Source organism: Paraburkholderia sp. RAU2J (assembly GCF_003634845.1).
GTDB classification, from domain to species: Bacteria; Pseudomonadota; Gammaproteobacteria; order Burkholderiales; family Burkholderiaceae; genus Paraburkholderia; species Paraburkholderia fynbosensis.
This window is the reverse complement of record NZ_RBXG01000001.1, coordinates 239,075-254,189: the sequence shown is the minus strand read 5'-3', so window position 1 is coordinate 254,189 and position 15,115 is coordinate 239,075. Positions and strand designations below refer to the sequence as shown.

Below are 15,115 nucleotides of genomic sequence, written 5' to 3'. Positions count from 1 at the left end.
CTGCCACGGTAGTGACCACATGCGCTGCGGACGCAGCGCATGAATTGCGCTCCGATCACGCACCGTGTTTATTCCAACGCCGTCACCTGTGGTGACGGCGTTTTTCATTTTGCCGAGCCATTCAAGGCGAATCTCGCGTATTTCCTTTATCTTTCGTGCTTTGGCCACGTCGGTCGTTCCGAGCGAAGCTTATGTCGTCGACTCAACTGCGCGTCTTTCTTCTGTTTTCCGCGGGCTACTTCGTCTCCTATGTGTTTCGTGGCGTCAACCTCGGCTTCGCGCCGTTCATTACGCACGACCTCGGCTTGTCAGCGACCGATCTGGGCTTGCTGACGAGCCTTTATTTCCTCGGCTTCGCGGGCGCGCAGATTCCGGCTGGCGTGCTGCTCGATCACTTCGGCGCGCGCCGGGTGACGGCTGCCACGTTGCTGTTCGCCGCATTGGGCATCTGGGTGTTCGGCGCCGCGCAGAGCGTCGGCGTGATGATGGTCGGGCGGCTGCTGATCGGAGTCGGCGTGTCCGTGTGTCTTGGCGCGGCCTTCAAGGCCTTGGCGCAGCATTTCGCGACGGCGCGCCTGCCGCTGATGAATGGGCTGGTGATGGCGATCGGCGGTTTCGGCGGCGTGATGGTGGGCTCGCCGCTGACGTGGGTACTGGGTTTCGCCAGCTGGCGCGCGGTCTGTATCGGACTGGGGCTGCTGACCGTGATGGTCGCTCTCGCACAATGGACGCTCGCGCCGGACAAGAAGGAAACCCACCACCAGGCGAGCCTCGGCGCGCAGTTCAAGGGCACCTTGCATATTCTGCGCAGCGCGGCTTTCTGGAAGATCGCGTCGTTCTCGGTCGTCACGCAAGGCGTCTTCTATGCGATGCAGTCGCTGTGGGTCGGCGCGTGGCTGCGCGACGTACAGGGTTTCGAGCCGCAACAAGCCGCCGCGCTGGTGTCGATTCTGGGCTTCGCGATGATGGCCGGCTGCCTCGGTTTCGGCGCGGCGGCGCGCAGTCTCGAACGGCGCGGCATCTCGCTGCATGCGTTTTGCGGCATCGGCATGGCGCTGTATGTGCTGACGCAGTTGCTGATCATGTTCAAGGCGCCGCTGCCGGCGGGTCTGTTGTGGGCGGCATATGGGATTTTTGGCGGCACCGGTATTCTGAGCTACGCGGTGATGGCCCGGCATTTCCCGGCGCAGATGATCGGTCGGGTGAACACCACGCTGACGCTGATCATTTTCCTGCTGATTTTCGGCTTCCAGATTGGCGTCGGCGCAGTTTTGTCGTACTGGCCGGCGAGCGGCGGGCACTATCCGCAGGCCGCACACATGACCGCGTGGGGGATTCTGGTGGCGCTGCAGGTGCTGAGCGCGATCTGGTACACGTTACCTGGCCGGAAGACAGTTCGGCCCTCCGAAGTGAGCGCCGAACAGCAGGCGTGAGGCGGGAAGTGCAACAACTCGCCTGGCGGGCGCAAATTCCACTGCGCTATCGCGATTCGCATCGCGCAAATCTTTGTTTGATACCGGCCAGCCTTGTCCCGCAAGGCTTTGGGCGCGTTGCCCCAACCTTTTCCCATGGCGGCCTCCTATCTCGAATTTGGAGGGAAGGGCGTTTTCAGGCTATAATTCCAAGGTTTGAGCTTATCAACCCGCACCCTAGCGCCTACCTCTCCCATACCGTTCATCCGCCGCGCGCCATTGGCGTAGCAAGAAGGGCCCCCGCGTCTGGCCGATCCGTCCACTCAATGGATGCATTGGACCCATCGCACACCCCTTGCAACGTTCAACAGCAGGTCGCGAGTGAGTCTGCGCGTGCATCCCGTGGATGTGTTTCGCTGCGGCTCGCAGTCGGATAGGCAGGTCGGCAACAGGGTGTTCCCCCCAAGGAGTCTCCCGTGTTGCCGTCATTTTCTCCCGCTCTGCTCGCGCTCGCCGACGGCACGGTCTTTCGTGGTTACTCGATCGGCGCCCCCGGGCATACCATCGGCGAAGTCGTGTTCAACACCGCTATCACCGGCTATCAGGAAATCCTGACTGACCCGAGCTACGCGCGCCAGATCGTGACCCTCACGTATCCGCATATCGGCAATGTCGGTGTGAACGCCGAAGACGTCGAAGCTACGAAAGTCCATGCCGCCGGCCTGATCATTCGCGATCTGCCGGTTCTCGCGTCGAACTTCCGCATGGAGCGCACGCTCCCGCAATACCTGCAGGACGAAGGCGTGGTCGCCATCGCCGGCCTCGACACCCGCATGCTGACCCGCGTTTTGCGCGACAAGGGCGCGCAGAATGGCGCAATCCTCGCCGGCTCGGACGACGAGGTCAAGGCCATCGAACTCGCCCGCTCGTTCCCCGGCCTTTCGGGCATGGACCTCGCGAAGGTCGTATCGACGAAGGAAACCTACGAGTGGACCCAGACCGAATGGCGTCTGGGCACCGGCTACGGCAAGCAGAATGCGCCGAAGTACCGCGTGGTGGCGTTCGACTACGGCGTCAAGTACAACATCCTGCGCATGCTGGCCGAGCGCGGCTGCCAAGTCACCGTGCTGCCGGCGCAGGCGAGCGCGGCCGACGCGCTGGCGCTCAACCCGGACGGCGTGTTCCTGTCGAACGGTCCCGGCGATCCGCAGCCGTGCGACTACGCGATCGCGGCTACGAAAGAACTGATCGAGCGCGGCATTCCGACTTTCGGCATCTGCCTCGGCCATCAGATCATGGGCCTCGCGGTCGGCGCAAAGACCATGAAGATGAAGACCGGCCACCACGGCGCGAACCATCCGGTGAAGGATCTGGACGACGGCCGCGTGGTCATCACGTCGCAGAACCATGGTTTCGCGGTCGACGCCGACACGCTGCCGGCCAACGCGCGCGCCACGCACGTGTCGCTGTTCGACGGCACGCTGCAAGGCTTCGCGCTGACCGACAAGCCGGCGTTCTGCTTCCAGGGTCATCCAGAAGCATCGCCCGGTCCGCACGACATCGCTTATCTGTTCGACCGCTTCACCGCGTTGATGGACGCACAGAAGGGCGGCAAGAGCGCAGCGGCTTAAGACAGCTCAGCGGCCTCAGCGGCCTCGCGCCGCGAGCCCGCTTCAGCGGTAGCGTGGCTCGCGAGGCGCCTCGCGCGCATGGACGGCGAGCCGCAAAGAACAGAGCAAAGCAGAGCGCGCGCAACGCAACAGCGCCGCGCGCCGACGGAAAGAATTCAGGAATACATTAGCGAGAGCGTTATGCCCAAGCGGACAGACATCAAGAGCATCCTCATCATCGGCGCGGGTCCGATCATCATCGGCCAGGCATGCGAGTTCGATTACTCGGGCGCGCAGGCATGCAAGGCGCTGCGTGAGGAAGGCTACAAGGTCATTCTCGTCAACAGCAATCCGGCGACGATCATGACCGACCCGAACACGGCCGACGTGACCTACATCGAGCCGATCACGTGGGAAGTGGTCGAGCGCATCATCGCGAAGGAGCGCCCGGACGCGATCCTGCCGACGATGGGCGGCCAGACGGCGCTGAACTGCGCGCTCGATCTGCACGCGCACGGCGTGCTGGAGAAGTACAAGGTCGAGCTGATCGGCGCATCGCCGGAAGCGATCGACAAGGCGGAAGACCGCCAGAAGTTCAAGGACGCGATGACCAAGATCGGTCTCGGTTCGGCCAAGTCGGGCACCGCGCATTCGATGGAAGAAGCGCTGCAGGTGCAGGCCGATATCGCTGCGCAAACCGGCAGCGGCGGCTATCCGGTCGTGATCCGTCCGTCGTTCACGCTGGGCGGCTCGGGCGGCGGCATCGCGTACAACCGCGACGAATTCGAAGAGATCTGCAAGCGTGGTCTCGACCTGTCGCCGACGCGCGAGCTGCTGATCGAAGAATCGCTGCTCGGCTGGAAAGAGTATGAGATGGAAGTGGTCCGCGACACCAAGGACAACTGCATCATCGTCTGCTCGATCGAAAACCTGGACCCGATGGGCATCCACACCGGCGACTCGATCACCGTCGCGCCGGCGCAAACGCTGACCGACAAGGAATATCAGATCCTGCGTAACGCCTCGCTCGCCGTGCTGCGCGAGATCGGCGTCGATACGGGCGGCTCGAACGTGCAGTTCTCGATCAATCCGAAAGACGGCCGGATGATCGTGATCGAAATGAACCCGCGCGTGTCGCGCTCGTCGGCGCTGGCATCGAAGGCGACCGGCTTCCCGATCGCCAAGGTCGCGGCCAAGCTGGCAGTGGGCTACACGCTCGACGAACTGAAGAACGAAATCACCGGCGGCCAGACCCCAGCCTCCTTCGAGCCGACCATCGACTACGTCGTCACCAAGATTCCGCGTTTCGCATTCGAGAAATTCCGCGAAGCCGATTCGCGCCTGACCACGCAGATGAAGTCGGTCGGCGAAGTGATGGCGATCGGACGCACCTTCCAGGAGTCGTTCCAGAAGGCGCTGCGCGGTCTTGAAGTCGGCGTCGACGGTCTGGACGAAAAGACCGATAACCGTGACGAGATCATCCGCGAGATCGGCGAAGCCGGTCCGGACCGCATCTGGTATGTCGGCGACGCGTTCCGCGTCGGCATGACGGCTGCGGAGATTTTCGAGGAAACCGCGATCGACCCGTGGTTCCTCGCGCAGATCGAACAGATCGTCCTGAAGGAAAAGGCGCTGGCCGGTCGCACGCTCGCGAGCCTCTCGAAGGAAGAACTGAAGTATCTGAAGCAGAGCGGCTTTTCGGATCGCCGTCTGGCCAAACTGCTCGGCGCGAAGCCGGCGGACGTGCGTCAGCGCCGTATCGAGCTGAACGTGCGCCCGGTGTACAAGCGTGTCGACACCTGCGCGGCCGAATTCGCGACGAAAACCGCGTACATGTACTCCACGTACGAGGACGAGTGCGAAGCGAATCCGACCAACAACAAGAAGATCATGGTGTTGGGCGGCGGCCCGAACCGGATCGGCCAGGGCATCGAGTTCGACTACTGCTGCGTGCACGCTGCGCTCGCGATGCGCGAAGACGGCTACGAAACGATCATGGTCAACTGCAACCCTGAAACCGTTTCGACCGACTACGACACGTCGGACCGTCTGTACTTCGAATCGCTGACGCTCGAAGACGTGCTCGAAATCGTCGACAAGGAAAAGCCGGTCGGCGTGATCGTGCAATACGGCGGGCAGACGCCGCTGAAGCTCGCGCTCGATCTCGAAGCGAACGGTGTGCCGATCGTCGGCACGTCGCCGGACATGATCGACGCGGCCGAAGACCGCGAGCGTTTCCAGAAGCTGCTGCAGGACCTCGGCCTGCGTCAGCCGCCGAACCGCACCGCGCGCGCGGAAGACGAAGCGCTCAAGCTCGCCGACGAAATCGGCTATCCGCTGGTGGTGCGTCCGTCGTATGTGCTGGGTGGCCGCGCGATGGAAATCGTCCACGAGCCGCGCGACCTCGAGCGCTATATGCGCGAGGCCGTGAAGGTGTCGAACGATTCGCCGGTGCTGCTCGATCGCTTCCTGAACGACGCGATCGAATGCGACGTCGATTGCATCTCGGATGGCGAAGCGGTGTTCATCGGCGGCGTGATGGAGCACATCGAACAGGCGGGCGTGCACTCCGGCGACTCGGCTTGCTCGCTGCCGCCGTATTCGCTGTCGCAGGACACCGTCGCTGAACTGAAGCGCCAGACCGGCGCGATGGCGAAAGCGCTGAACGTGGTCGGGCTGATGAACGTGCAGTTCGCGATCCAGCAAGTCCCGCAGGCGGATGGCTCGAAGGAAGACGTCATCTACGTGCTCGAAGTGAACCCGCGTGCATCGCGTACGGTGCCGTACGTGTCGAAGGCGACCAGCCTGCCGCTCGCGAAGATCGCGGCGCGCGCGATGGTCGGCCAGAAGCTCGCCGATCAAGGCGTGACGAAGGAAATCGACCCGCCGTACTTCAGCGTGAAGGAAGCCGTGTTTCCCTTCGTCAAGTTCCCGGCCGTCGACCCGGTGCTCGGACCGGAAATGCGTTCGACCGGTGAAGTGATGGGCGTGGGCCAGACGTTCGGCGAGGCGCTCTTCAAGTCGCAGCTCGCGGCGGGTTCGCGTTTGCCGGAATCGGGTACGGTGCTGTTGACCGTGATGGACGCGGACAAGCCGAAGGCCGTCGAAGTCGCGCGCATGCTGCACGAACTCGGTTATCCGATCGTCGCGACCAAGGGCACGGCTGCCGCGATCGAAGCGGCCGGCGTGCCGGTGAAGGTCGTCAACAAGGTGAAGGACGGCCGTCCGCACATTGTCGACATGATCAAGAACGGCGAAATCGCGCTGGTCTTCACGACCGTCGACGAAACGCGCGCCGCGATCGCCGATTCGCGTTCGATTCGCATGAGCGCGCAGGCGAACAAGGTCACGTACTACACGACGATGTCCGGCGCACGGGCTGCGGTGGAAGGTTTGCGCTACCTGAAGAACCTGGAAGTCTATGATTTACAAGGACTCCACGCTCGCCTAAACTAAGGCTTCGAGTTTCTGTCTCAGGATGTACGTGCCGCGGTTAAGCGGCGTTTCGCAGGTGCTGGGGCCGGAGTTATGCTCCATGGCACTGGTTCCTGCGGAATGCACTTAACCGCGGTGATTTTTTTTACGGCTGTTTTTTGCCTCTAGAGTTGTTTATGAGCACTATTCCATTGACTAAGCGCGGCGCGGACATGTTGCGCGACGAATTGCAGCGGCTGAAATCGGTCGAACGTCCGGCAGTAATCAACTCGATCGCGGAAGCGCGTGCCCAGGGCGATCTGTCGGAAAACGCGGAATACGACGCTGCGAAGGAAAAGCAGGGCTTTATCGAAGGCCGGATTGCCGAGATCGAATCGAAGCTGGCCGGCGCGCAGGTGATCGATCCGTCGAAGGTGGACGCGGACGGCCGTGTGGTGTTTGGTGCGACGCTGGAACTGGAAGACCTGGAGTCGGGTGCGTCGGTCAAATATCAGATCGTCGGCGACGACGAAGCGGACATCGACCATGGCCTGATTTCGATCAGCTCGCCGATCGCGCGCGCCTTGATCGGCAAATCGGAGGGCGACGTTGCGTCGGTGCAGGCGCCGGGCGGCGTGCGCGAATACGAAATCATCGCGGTCAGCTACGTTTGAGGGTGGCCCGGGAGTCCCAGATGCCACATCGGTTTTTCCGTCTTCTGACGGTGGTGTGGGTCGGTAGTCTGCTGACTATCGGCTATGCCGTCGCGCCAGTGCTGTTCACGTCGCTCGACCGGATTTCGGCAGGCGCGGTGGCGGCACAACTATTCCGCATTCAGGGCGTCGTGGGTGTGGTGTGCGGTATTTTGCTGCTGGGTCTCGCGAATGTGCTGGTTCGCCGCGGCAGCGAGGCTTATCGGCGGTTGCGCTGGCTGATAGCCGGCATGCTGGTGTGCGTGCTGATGGGTTACTTCGCGCTGCAGCCGTTCATGAATGCGATGCGCGAGGCCGCGCTCGAAGCCGGCACCGACGTCGGGCATTCGGTTTATGCGGCACGCTTCGGCATTCTGCACGGCGTGTCGAGCGTGTTCTATCTGATCGAAAGCCTGCTTGGCGTGGCGCTCGTGTGGAAGCTACCGGCGAGCACCGGTGCGGAGACGACGGAGCAGGGCGCTCGGGGTGCTGCGGGGAAAGTGGCGGGCTGAGGCAGGTCAGGCATGTACTACTTACGCTAGCTAGTCACTCTTTCCGATCTATGACTTTGCCGAAGCCTCTTGCGCGGGCATCCCGCCGCGTTTCAGGCCAGCGTTGCTCAAGGTGCGGACCTTCCCGCACCTCTTTGCCACCTGCTTACTTCGAGGACTGATGCGAGCGCTTCGCGCTGGTTTGACGCTTCTTGGCACGCTTGATGTTGCCGCCTTGCGTGACGCGTTCATTGCCGCGCACCACGACAGCTTTTGCCTTCGGCTTGCGCATCGGAATTTCACTGGGTTTGACGACCGTGACAACGCGTGGCGCACGACCCTTGCCAGGCTTGGCCTCGACGGCCGCTTCGCGGGCGCTCGGCAGGGCGCCGCGCTTCGGCTTCACCGCCGGTTGAGCCGATTCCGGCTTCCAGATCACCAACAGTTTGCCGATGTGCTGGATCGGCGCGGCGTTCAGCTTGTCGCAAATCTCTTCATAGATCGCGATGCGTTCCTCGCGTTCGTCGCCGAACACGCGGATTTTGATGAGCTGATGAGCGCCAAGGTGGACCTTGATCTCGGAGAGCACAGCGTCGGTCAAGCCTTCGGCGCCGACGAGCACGACCGGTTTGAGCGCATGTGCCTGGGAGCGCAACTCGGCGCGTTGGTCGGAAGAGACTTTGAGGGCGGGCATGGAAAGTGGGAGACTCGACTAAAATGGCGGCACCTGCGTTCCCGATCGACTTGCTCGATCGGTCGATTCAACAGGGCGGCGCGTCAGAACAACAGAATCGCGGATGCCGCCGGTTTGGCGGTGGCCGCGCGAATTAACCGCGTATTATCCCCTAAAGCGCGTCACCACGCAGCAAGAGTTCAATCCTTAATGGCAAAAAACAAGTTCAATACCGCGTGGCTGCATGACCACATCAACGATCCGTACGTGAAAATGGCGCAGCGGGAGGGCTATCGCGCCCGCGCAGCCTACAAGCTCAAGGAAATCGACGAGCAGGACAAGCTGATCCGTCCGGGGCAGGTGATCGTCGACCTCGGCTCCACGCCCGGCAGCTGGAGCCAGTACGCGCGCAACAAGCTCGCCAAAGGCTCGCAGCGCGATGCGGAGCGCGAAGGCGGTATCGACGGCACGATCATCGCGCTCGATCTGCTACCGATGGAGCCTGTGGCCGACGTTCACTTCATCCAGGGCGACTTCCGTGAAGACTCGGTACTGGGCCAACTGGAAGAATTGGTCGGCGAACGCCAGGTTGACCTTGTAATTTCGGATATGGCGCCCAACCTGTCGGGAGTGGCGGTGGCGGATGCTGCACGAATCGAGCATTTATGCGATCTCGCGCTGGAATTCTCACAAAATCACCTGAAACCGGATGGCGCCCTTTTAGTCAAATGCTTCCACGGCAGCGGTTATAGCCAGATTGTCGAGAAGTTCAAGCGTCAGTTCAAGGTGGTGGCGGCCCGCAAGCCGAAAGCGTCGCGGGATAAATCGTCAGAAACGTTTATTTTGGGTAAGCATCTCAAGCGGCCCGCATAGGGCGCTGCAGGACGGTTCCGCATCTGCCGATAAATGCCTCCGGCGCTCGAATTGGCGCTTGATTGGCACGCTGCGCTATTTCTGTGGTAGCGAAACCTTATGGCAGGGGTTTGCGGACTGGATTAGAATGCTTTCGTGGTGCCGCAAGGCAAATGTAGGCGCCCGTCTAAGTGAAGGAGTGGTGCTTTGAACAACAATATGTTTTCGAAGGCAGCAGTGTGGCTGGTTATCGCACTGGTGCTGTTTACGGTGTTCAAGCAGTTCGACAAGCCCCGTGTCCAGGAAGGCGTTTCCTATTCGCAGTTCATGGACGACGCGAAGGCCGGCAAAGTCAAGAACGTCATTGTCCAGGGGCGGAACCTCACGGTCACTCCAGCAGACGGCCAGAAGTACCAGATCGTGTCGCCCGGCGACATCTGGATGGTCGGCGATCTGATGAAGTATGGCGTTCAGGTGAGCGGCAAGGCTGACGACGAACCCAATGCGCTGGTGTCCGCGCTGTATTACCTCGGGCCGACGATCCTGATCATCGGTTTCTGGTTCTACATGATGCGACAGATGCAAGGGGGCGGGAAAGGCGGAGCATTCTCGTTCGGCAAATCCCGTGCGCGGCTGATCGACGAGAACAACAACGCAATCAATTTCACCGACGTCGCCGGTTGCGACGAAGCCAAGGAAGAAGTCTCCGAACTGGTCGACTTCCTGCGCGACCCGCAGAAATTCCAGAAGCTGGGCGGGCGCATTCCACGTGGTGTGCTGCTGGTCGGCCCTCCGGGAACGGGTAAGACGCTGTTGGCACGCGCTATCGCTGGCGAAGCGAAGGTGCCGTTCTTCAGCATTTCGGGTTCGGACTTCGTTGAAATGTTCGTCGGTGTCGGCGCGGCTCGTGTGCGCGACATGTTCGAGCAGGCCAAGAAGCACGCACCGTGCATCGTGTTCATCGACGAAATCGACGCGGTCGGTCGTCATCGTGGCGCCGGCATGGGCGGCGGTAACGACGAACGCGAGCAGACGTTGAATCAGATGCTCGTCGAGATGGACGGGTTCGAAGCGAACTCGGGCGTGATCGTGATCGCTGCAACGAACCGCTCGGACGTGCTCGACAAGGCGCTGCTGCGTCCGGGCCGTTTCGACCGTCAGGTGTATGTCGGTCTGCCGGATATCCGCGGCCGCGAACACATCATGAAGGTGCATCTGCGCAAGGTGCCGATTTCGAACGACGTCGACGCGGCAGTGATTGCGCGCGGCACGCCGGGCTTCTCGGGCGCCGATCTGGCGAACCTCGTGAACGAAGCGGCACTGTTCGCGGCTCGTCGCGGCAAGCGCATCGTCGAAATGACGGACTTCGAAGATGCGAAGGACAAGATCTTCATGGGTCCGGAGCGCAAGTCTGCCGTGATTCGCGAGGAGTCGAAGCGGGCGACGGCTTACCACGAGTCGGGCCATGCGGTGATCGCCAAGCTGTTGCCGAAGGCCGATCCGGTGCACAAGGTCACGATCATTCCGCGCGGCCGTGCGCTGGGTGTGACGTGGCAGCTGCCGGAGCATGACAACGAAACGTACTCAAAGGATTATCTGCTCGATCGTCTTGCGATCCTGTTCGGTGGCCGGGTGGCGGAAGAGTTGTTCCTGAACCTGATCAGCACCGGTGCTTCGGACGACTTCAACAAGGCGACGCAGACGGCTCGCGCCATGGTGGCTCGCTTTGGCATGACGGATGCGCTCGGAACGATGGTGTACGTCGACGACGAAAACGATGCAACGCCGTTTGGCCGCGGTTTCACGCGGACCATTTCGGAAGCGACGCAGCAGAAGGTCGATGCGGAAATCCGCCGCGTGCTGGACGAGCAGTACAACCTCGCGAAGCGCCTGCTGGATGAAAACCGCGACAAGGTAGAAGCGATGACCGCCGCACTGATGGAGTGGGAGACGATCGACGCCGATCAGATCAACGACATCATGGCCGGCCGTCCGCCGCGTTCGCCGAAGAGCTCGCCGCCGTCGGCAAGCGACGCCTCGTCGGGCGGTAGCCCGGGCACCGAGGTCAAGCCGGGTAGCGCAACCGCGCCGGCCTGATAGGCGATCAGTCGAAAGTGCGGGCCGGTGTGTTTCACACCGGCCCGTTTTGCATTTATCCGTTTTACGTGAAGCATTGCTACGTGTCGAAAGCCGATCTATCTTCTCCTCCCATTCCAGAGCCGCTGCAATGCGGCCGCTTCAAGCTGACCTTTGAACGCCCGTTGGTCATGGGTATTCTGAACGTCACGCCCGATTCCTTCTCCGACGGTGGCCAATATGCGATGCGCGGCGACGCGTTGCGTCAGGCCGAACGCATGATGCTCGAGGGCGCGGACATCATCGACATCGGTGGCGAATCGACCCGCCCCGGTGCGCCGCCAGTGCCGCTCGATGAAGAGCTGGAGCGCGTGATTCCGCTCATCGAGCAATTGCGCGGGGCCAACGTGCCGTTGTCGATCGATACGTACAAACCGGAAGTGATGCGCGAGGCATTGAGCGCGGGCGCCGATCTGATCAACGACATCTGGGGTTTCCGGATGGCCGGTGCGATCGACGCGGTTCGCGATAGTGCATGTGGGTTATGTGTGATGCATATGCTCGGTGAGCCGCAGACCATGCAGCTCGGCGAGCCCGCCTATGAGGATGTCGTGAGCGAGGTTCGGCGTTTCCTCGAGGAGCGGGTGGCGACGTTGCAGCAAGCCGGAGTCGGGCGTGCGCGCATCAGCGTCGACCCGGGTTTCGGCTTCGGCAAGGCGGTGATCGAACATAACTACGCGTTGCTCGCGCATTTGCCGGACACCGCGCCGCAAGCCGTGCCGCCTTATCCGATTCTCGCGGGCATGTCACGCAAGTCGATGATCGGCGCAGTGGTCGGGCGTCCGGCTGCCGAGCGTGTCGCCGGTAGTGTTGCTGCCGCCGTGTGCGCGGCCGAACGGGGTGCTGCGATTCTGCGCGTGCATGATGTTGCGCAAACAGCAGACGCATTGAAAGTATGGGCAGCCATGCGCGACGCGGCGAATCACGGCCGTGCGCGTGGTTGAACCCACAGCAAAACGAGGGAGAAATAATATGGTGCGTCGTTACTTCGGAACGGACGGGATTCGAGGCAAGGTCGGCGAAGGGCCCATTACGCCGGAATTTGTGCTGCGGCTGGGCTATGCAGCCGGCAAGGTGCTGGCGGGAGCGGATCGCCGGGCCAGATCGAGCACTCGGCCAACGGTGCTGATCGGCAAAGACACGCGCGTATCGGGCTACATGCTCGAAGCCGCGCTCGAGTCGGGCTTTTCGGCGGCCGGCGTCGACGTGATGCTGGCGGGCCCGATGCCGACACCCGGCATCGCCTATTTGACGCGCGCGCTGCGGCTTGCTGCCGGCGTGGTCATCAGCGCTTCGCACAATCCGTACTACGATAACGGCATCAAATTCTTTTCCGCCGACGGCAACAAGCTGCCGGATGAAGTCGAGGCGCAGATCGAAGAGCAGCTCAATCTGCCGCTCGCCTGCGCGGCCTCCGAGCAACTCGGCAAGGCGCGGCGCCTCGACGACGCCGCCGGCCGCTATATCGAGTTCTGCAAGAGTACGTTTCCGGCCGCGTTCGACCTGCGCGGCATGAAGCTGGTCGTCGATTGCGCGCACGGCGCCGCGTACGACGTCGCGCCGCACGTCTTCCATGAACTCGGTGCCGAGGTGATTCCAATCGGTGTTTCGCCCAACGGCTTCAACATCAACGACGGCGTCGGCGCGACGGCGCCGGATGCGCTGGTGCGCGCGGTGCGCGCGAATCACGCGGACCTCGGCATTGCACTCGACGGCGACGCCGACCGTCTGCAGGTAGTGGACGCCGCCGGCCGCCTCTATAACGGCGACGAGCTGCTGTACGTATTGGTCAAGGACCGCATCGCGACCGACGGCAACGTGGACGGCGCAGTGGGCACCCTGATGACCAATATGGCCGTCGAGGTGGCGCTGCAGGAGGCGGGCGTGAAGTTCGTCCGCGCGGCGGTGGGCGATCGCTACGTGCTCGAGCAACTGCGCGAGCACGGCTGGCAACTCGGCGCGGAAGGCTCCGGCCATATCCTCTCCCTCGACCGCCATTCGACCGGCGACGGCATCGTTTCCGCGTTGCTGGTGCTCGCGGCGATGCAGCGTAGCGGGAAATCGCTCGCTGATCTGCTCGATGGCGTCACGCTGTTCCCGCAGAAGCTGATCAATGTGCGCATGAAGCCGGACGCGGACTGGAAGGGCAGTGACGCGATCCGTCGCGCGATTGGCCACGCCGAGAGCGCGCTGAATGGCCGCGGCCGCGTGCTGATCCGCGCGTCTGGCACCGAGCCGGTGTTGCGCGTGATGGTCGAGGCCGAGAATGTCGACGACGCGGTGCTTCATTCGGAAGCGATCGCCGACGCGGTCAAGCAGGCCACCACGTAAGCGACGTTTTTTTGGCGAGCAAGCGGCGGGCGACAGGATATCGCCTCGCCGCTTGCCGCTAGTCGCTGGTCGCCAGTCGCTAGTCGCGGCCAGTCGAGCATCCGACCCGAAAAAAGCCTCAGCCTTTTCTCCCACCGACCCACTCCACCTCATTCACCGCCTCACCCCGCGCAAACGTTCGCGCCCCATCTTTTTCACCTATTCTTCCTAAGAACGCACGGCAATGCCGCCAGGCCGTCGGTTCATCCGTTCAAAGCCTTTCATTTCAGTAATCTCACTGTCACGCGTGTTTCACGATTAGTCACGTTTTTGTCACAATGAGACTCTAAGCTTCGCGGTGTTCGTGTTACTCGCTCACACCGCTCACACCTTGGAGGTCTCATGAAATTGATGCAAACCGTGTTCGCTGGCGTCGCTGGCGCGCTTTTCGCGATCGCAGCGCAAGCCGCAGACATCACCGGCGCGGGCAGCACCTTCGCAGCACCGATCTACACGAAGTGGGCCGACGCCTATCAGAAGTCGGGCGGCGGCAAAGTGAACTACCAGGGTATTGGTTCGTCGGGCGGCATCAAGCAGATCGTCGCGAAGACGGTCGACTTCGCCGGTTCGGACGCTCCGCTGAAGGACGACGAACTCGCCAAGGATGGCCTGTTCCAGTTCCCGACGGTGGTCGGCGGCGTGGTGCCGGTTGTCAATGTGCCGGGCGTGAAGCCGTCGGAACTGGTGCTGTCGGGTGAAGTGCTCGGCGACATCTACCTGGGCAAGATCAAGAAGTGGAACGATCCGGCGATCGTTGCGCTGAACCCGAAGCTCAAGCTGCCGGATACCGACATCGCCGTGGTCCGCCGCGCCGACGGTTCGGGCACCAGCTTCATCTGGACGAACTATCTGTCGAAGGTCAACGCGGACTGGAAGTCGAAGGTCGGTGAAGGTTCGACGGTCAACTGGCCGACCGGTACGGGCGGCAAGGGCAACGACGGCGTCGCAGCCTTCGTGCAACGTCTGCCGGGCGCAATCGGCTACGTGGAATGGGCGTACGCGAAGCAGAACCACATGACGTACGTCGCGCTGAAGAACTCGTCGGGCACGGTGGTCGAGCCGAAGACGGATACTTTCAAGGCAGCGGCAGCGGGCGCGGACTGGTCGAAGTCGTTCTACCAGATCCTGACGAACGAGCCGGGCAAGAACGCATGGCCGATCGTCGGCGCGACGTTCGTGCTGCTGCACACGGCGCAGGACAAGCCGGCGCAAGGCACCGAAACGCTGAAGTTCTTCGACTGGGCGTTCAAGAACGGCACGCAAGCCGCGAACGAACTGGACTACATCTCGCTGCCGGATTCGGTCGTGTCGGAAATCCGCACGCAGTGGAAGGCGAAGGTGAAGGATTCGGCAGGCAAGGCGATCGCCGAGTAAGTTTTGCGGTAGGCAACAGCATCGCGTAACACGTTGGCCGTCCCCCTGTGGGGACGGCCAATGGCATTACCCCGGGGCTTCATCCCGGCAT

The 15,115-nt window shown here is 62.3% G+C and carries 11 protein-coding genes; 10 read left to right on the top strand and 1 reads right to left on the bottom strand.

All coding sequences use genetic code 11. From position 1 onward, the window contains the following. The first annotated feature begins 191 nt into the window (after window positions 1-191). The 5 genes from B0G69_RS01130 (at window position 192) to B0G69_RS01110 (ending at window position 7,640) form a co-directional block, all read left to right on the top strand. On the top strand, window positions 192-1,433 hold the full coding sequence (locus B0G69_RS01130) for an MFS transporter (RefSeq protein WP_121315286.1): 1,242 nt from the start codon (window positions 192-194) through the stop codon (window positions 1,431-1,433). A gap of 455 nt (window positions 1,434-1,888) precedes the next feature. Beyond that, window positions 1,889-3,043, top strand: coding sequence for a glutamine-hydrolyzing carbamoyl-phosphate synthase small subunit (gene carA / locus B0G69_RS01125; RefSeq protein ID WP_121315285.1), 1,155 nt, complete (start codon window positions 1,889-1,891; stop codon window positions 3,041-3,043). A 180-nt stretch (window positions 3,044-3,223) separates the two neighbouring features. Continuing rightward, a complete protein-coding gene (gene carB / locus B0G69_RS01120) occupies window positions 3,224-6,478 on the top strand; it encodes a carbamoyl-phosphate synthase large subunit (protein ID WP_121315284.1) in 3,255 nt (1,084 codons plus the stop codon). Window positions 6,479-6,633: 155 nt separating this feature from the next. Continuing rightward, entirely contained in the window at window positions 6,634-7,110 is a 477-nt protein-coding gene (gene greA / locus B0G69_RS01115; protein WP_121315283.1) for a transcription elongation factor GreA, read from the top strand. Between the two features lie 20 nt (window positions 7,111-7,130). After that, complete coding sequence (locus B0G69_RS01110; protein WP_121315282.1) at window positions 7,131-7,640, top strand: DUF4149 domain-containing protein; 510 nt, start codon at window positions 7,131-7,133, stop codon at window positions 7,638-7,640. 145 nt (window positions 7,641-7,785) lie between these two features. Here B0G69_RS01110 and B0G69_RS01105 read toward each other — a convergent pair whose 3' ends face one another. Then, window positions 7,786-8,313, bottom strand: a complete 528-nt coding sequence (locus B0G69_RS01105) for a YhbY family RNA-binding protein (RefSeq protein ID WP_121315281.1) — start codon at window positions 8,311-8,313, stop codon at window positions 7,786-7,788. A 189-nt stretch (window positions 8,314-8,502) separates the two neighbouring features. On the opposite strand from B0G69_RS01105, the gene B0G69_RS01100 reads away from it, so the two are divergent. The 5 genes from B0G69_RS01100 to pstS all read left to right on the top strand — a co-directional run bounded on the left by B0G69_RS01100 (window position 8,503) and on the right by pstS (window position 15,024). Next, a complete protein-coding gene (locus B0G69_RS01100) occupies window positions 8,503-9,165 on the top strand; it encodes an RlmE family RNA methyltransferase (protein ID WP_121315280.1) in 663 nt (220 codons plus the stop codon). A 186-nt stretch (window positions 9,166-9,351) separates the two neighbouring features. Beyond that, window positions 9,352-11,241 carry an ATP-dependent zinc metalloprotease FtsH gene (gene ftsH / locus B0G69_RS01095; protein ID WP_121315279.1) on the top strand — a complete coding sequence of 630 codons (1,890 nt, stop codon included), beginning with the start codon at window positions 9,352-9,354 and terminating at the stop codon, window positions 11,239-11,241. 83 nt (window positions 11,242-11,324) lie between these two features. Then, entirely contained in the window at window positions 11,325-12,224 is a 900-nt protein-coding gene (folP, locus tag B0G69_RS01090; RefSeq protein WP_121318995.1) for a dihydropteroate synthase, read from the top strand. A 28-nt stretch (window positions 12,225-12,252) separates the two neighbouring features. Beyond that, window positions 12,253-13,611, top strand: coding sequence for a phosphoglucosamine mutase (gene glmM, locus B0G69_RS01085; RefSeq protein ID WP_121315278.1), 1,359 nt, complete (start codon window positions 12,253-12,255; stop codon window positions 13,609-13,611). Between the two features lie 381 nt (window positions 13,612-13,992). Then, entirely contained in the window at window positions 13,993-15,024 is a 1,032-nt protein-coding gene (gene pstS / locus B0G69_RS01075; protein WP_121315276.1) for a phosphate ABC transporter substrate-binding protein PstS, read from the top strand. The last annotated feature ends 91 nt before the right edge of the window (window positions 15,025-15,115 follow it).

Coding starts and splice junctions, on each gene's coding strand:
- B0G69_RS01130 (WP_121315286.1), top strand. CDS start 192: ATGTCGTCGACTCAACTGCGCGTCTTTCTTCTGTTTTCCGCGGGCTAC.
- carB (WP_121315284.1), top strand. CDS start 3,224: ATGCCCAAGCGGACAGACATCAAGAGCATCCTCATCATCGGCGCGGGT.
- greA (WP_121315283.1), top strand. CDS start 6,634: ATGAGCACTATTCCATTGACTAAGCGCGGCGCGGACATGTTGCGCGAC.
- B0G69_RS01110 (WP_121315282.1), top strand. CDS start 7,131: ATGCCACATCGGTTTTTCCGTCTTCTGACGGTGGTGTGGGTCGGTAGT.
- B0G69_RS01105 (WP_121315281.1), bottom strand. CDS start 8,313: ATGCCCGCCCTCAAAGTCTCTTCCGACCAACGCGCCGAGTTGCGCTCC.
- B0G69_RS01100 (WP_121315280.1), top strand. CDS start 8,503: ATGGCAAAAAACAAGTTCAATACCGCGTGGCTGCATGACCACATCAAC.
- glmM (WP_121315278.1), top strand. CDS start 12,253: ATGGTGCGTCGTTACTTCGGAACGGACGGGATTCGAGGCAAGGTCGGC.
- pstS (WP_121315276.1), top strand. CDS start 13,993: ATGAAATTGATGCAAACCGTGTTCGCTGGCGTCGCTGGCGCGCTTTTC.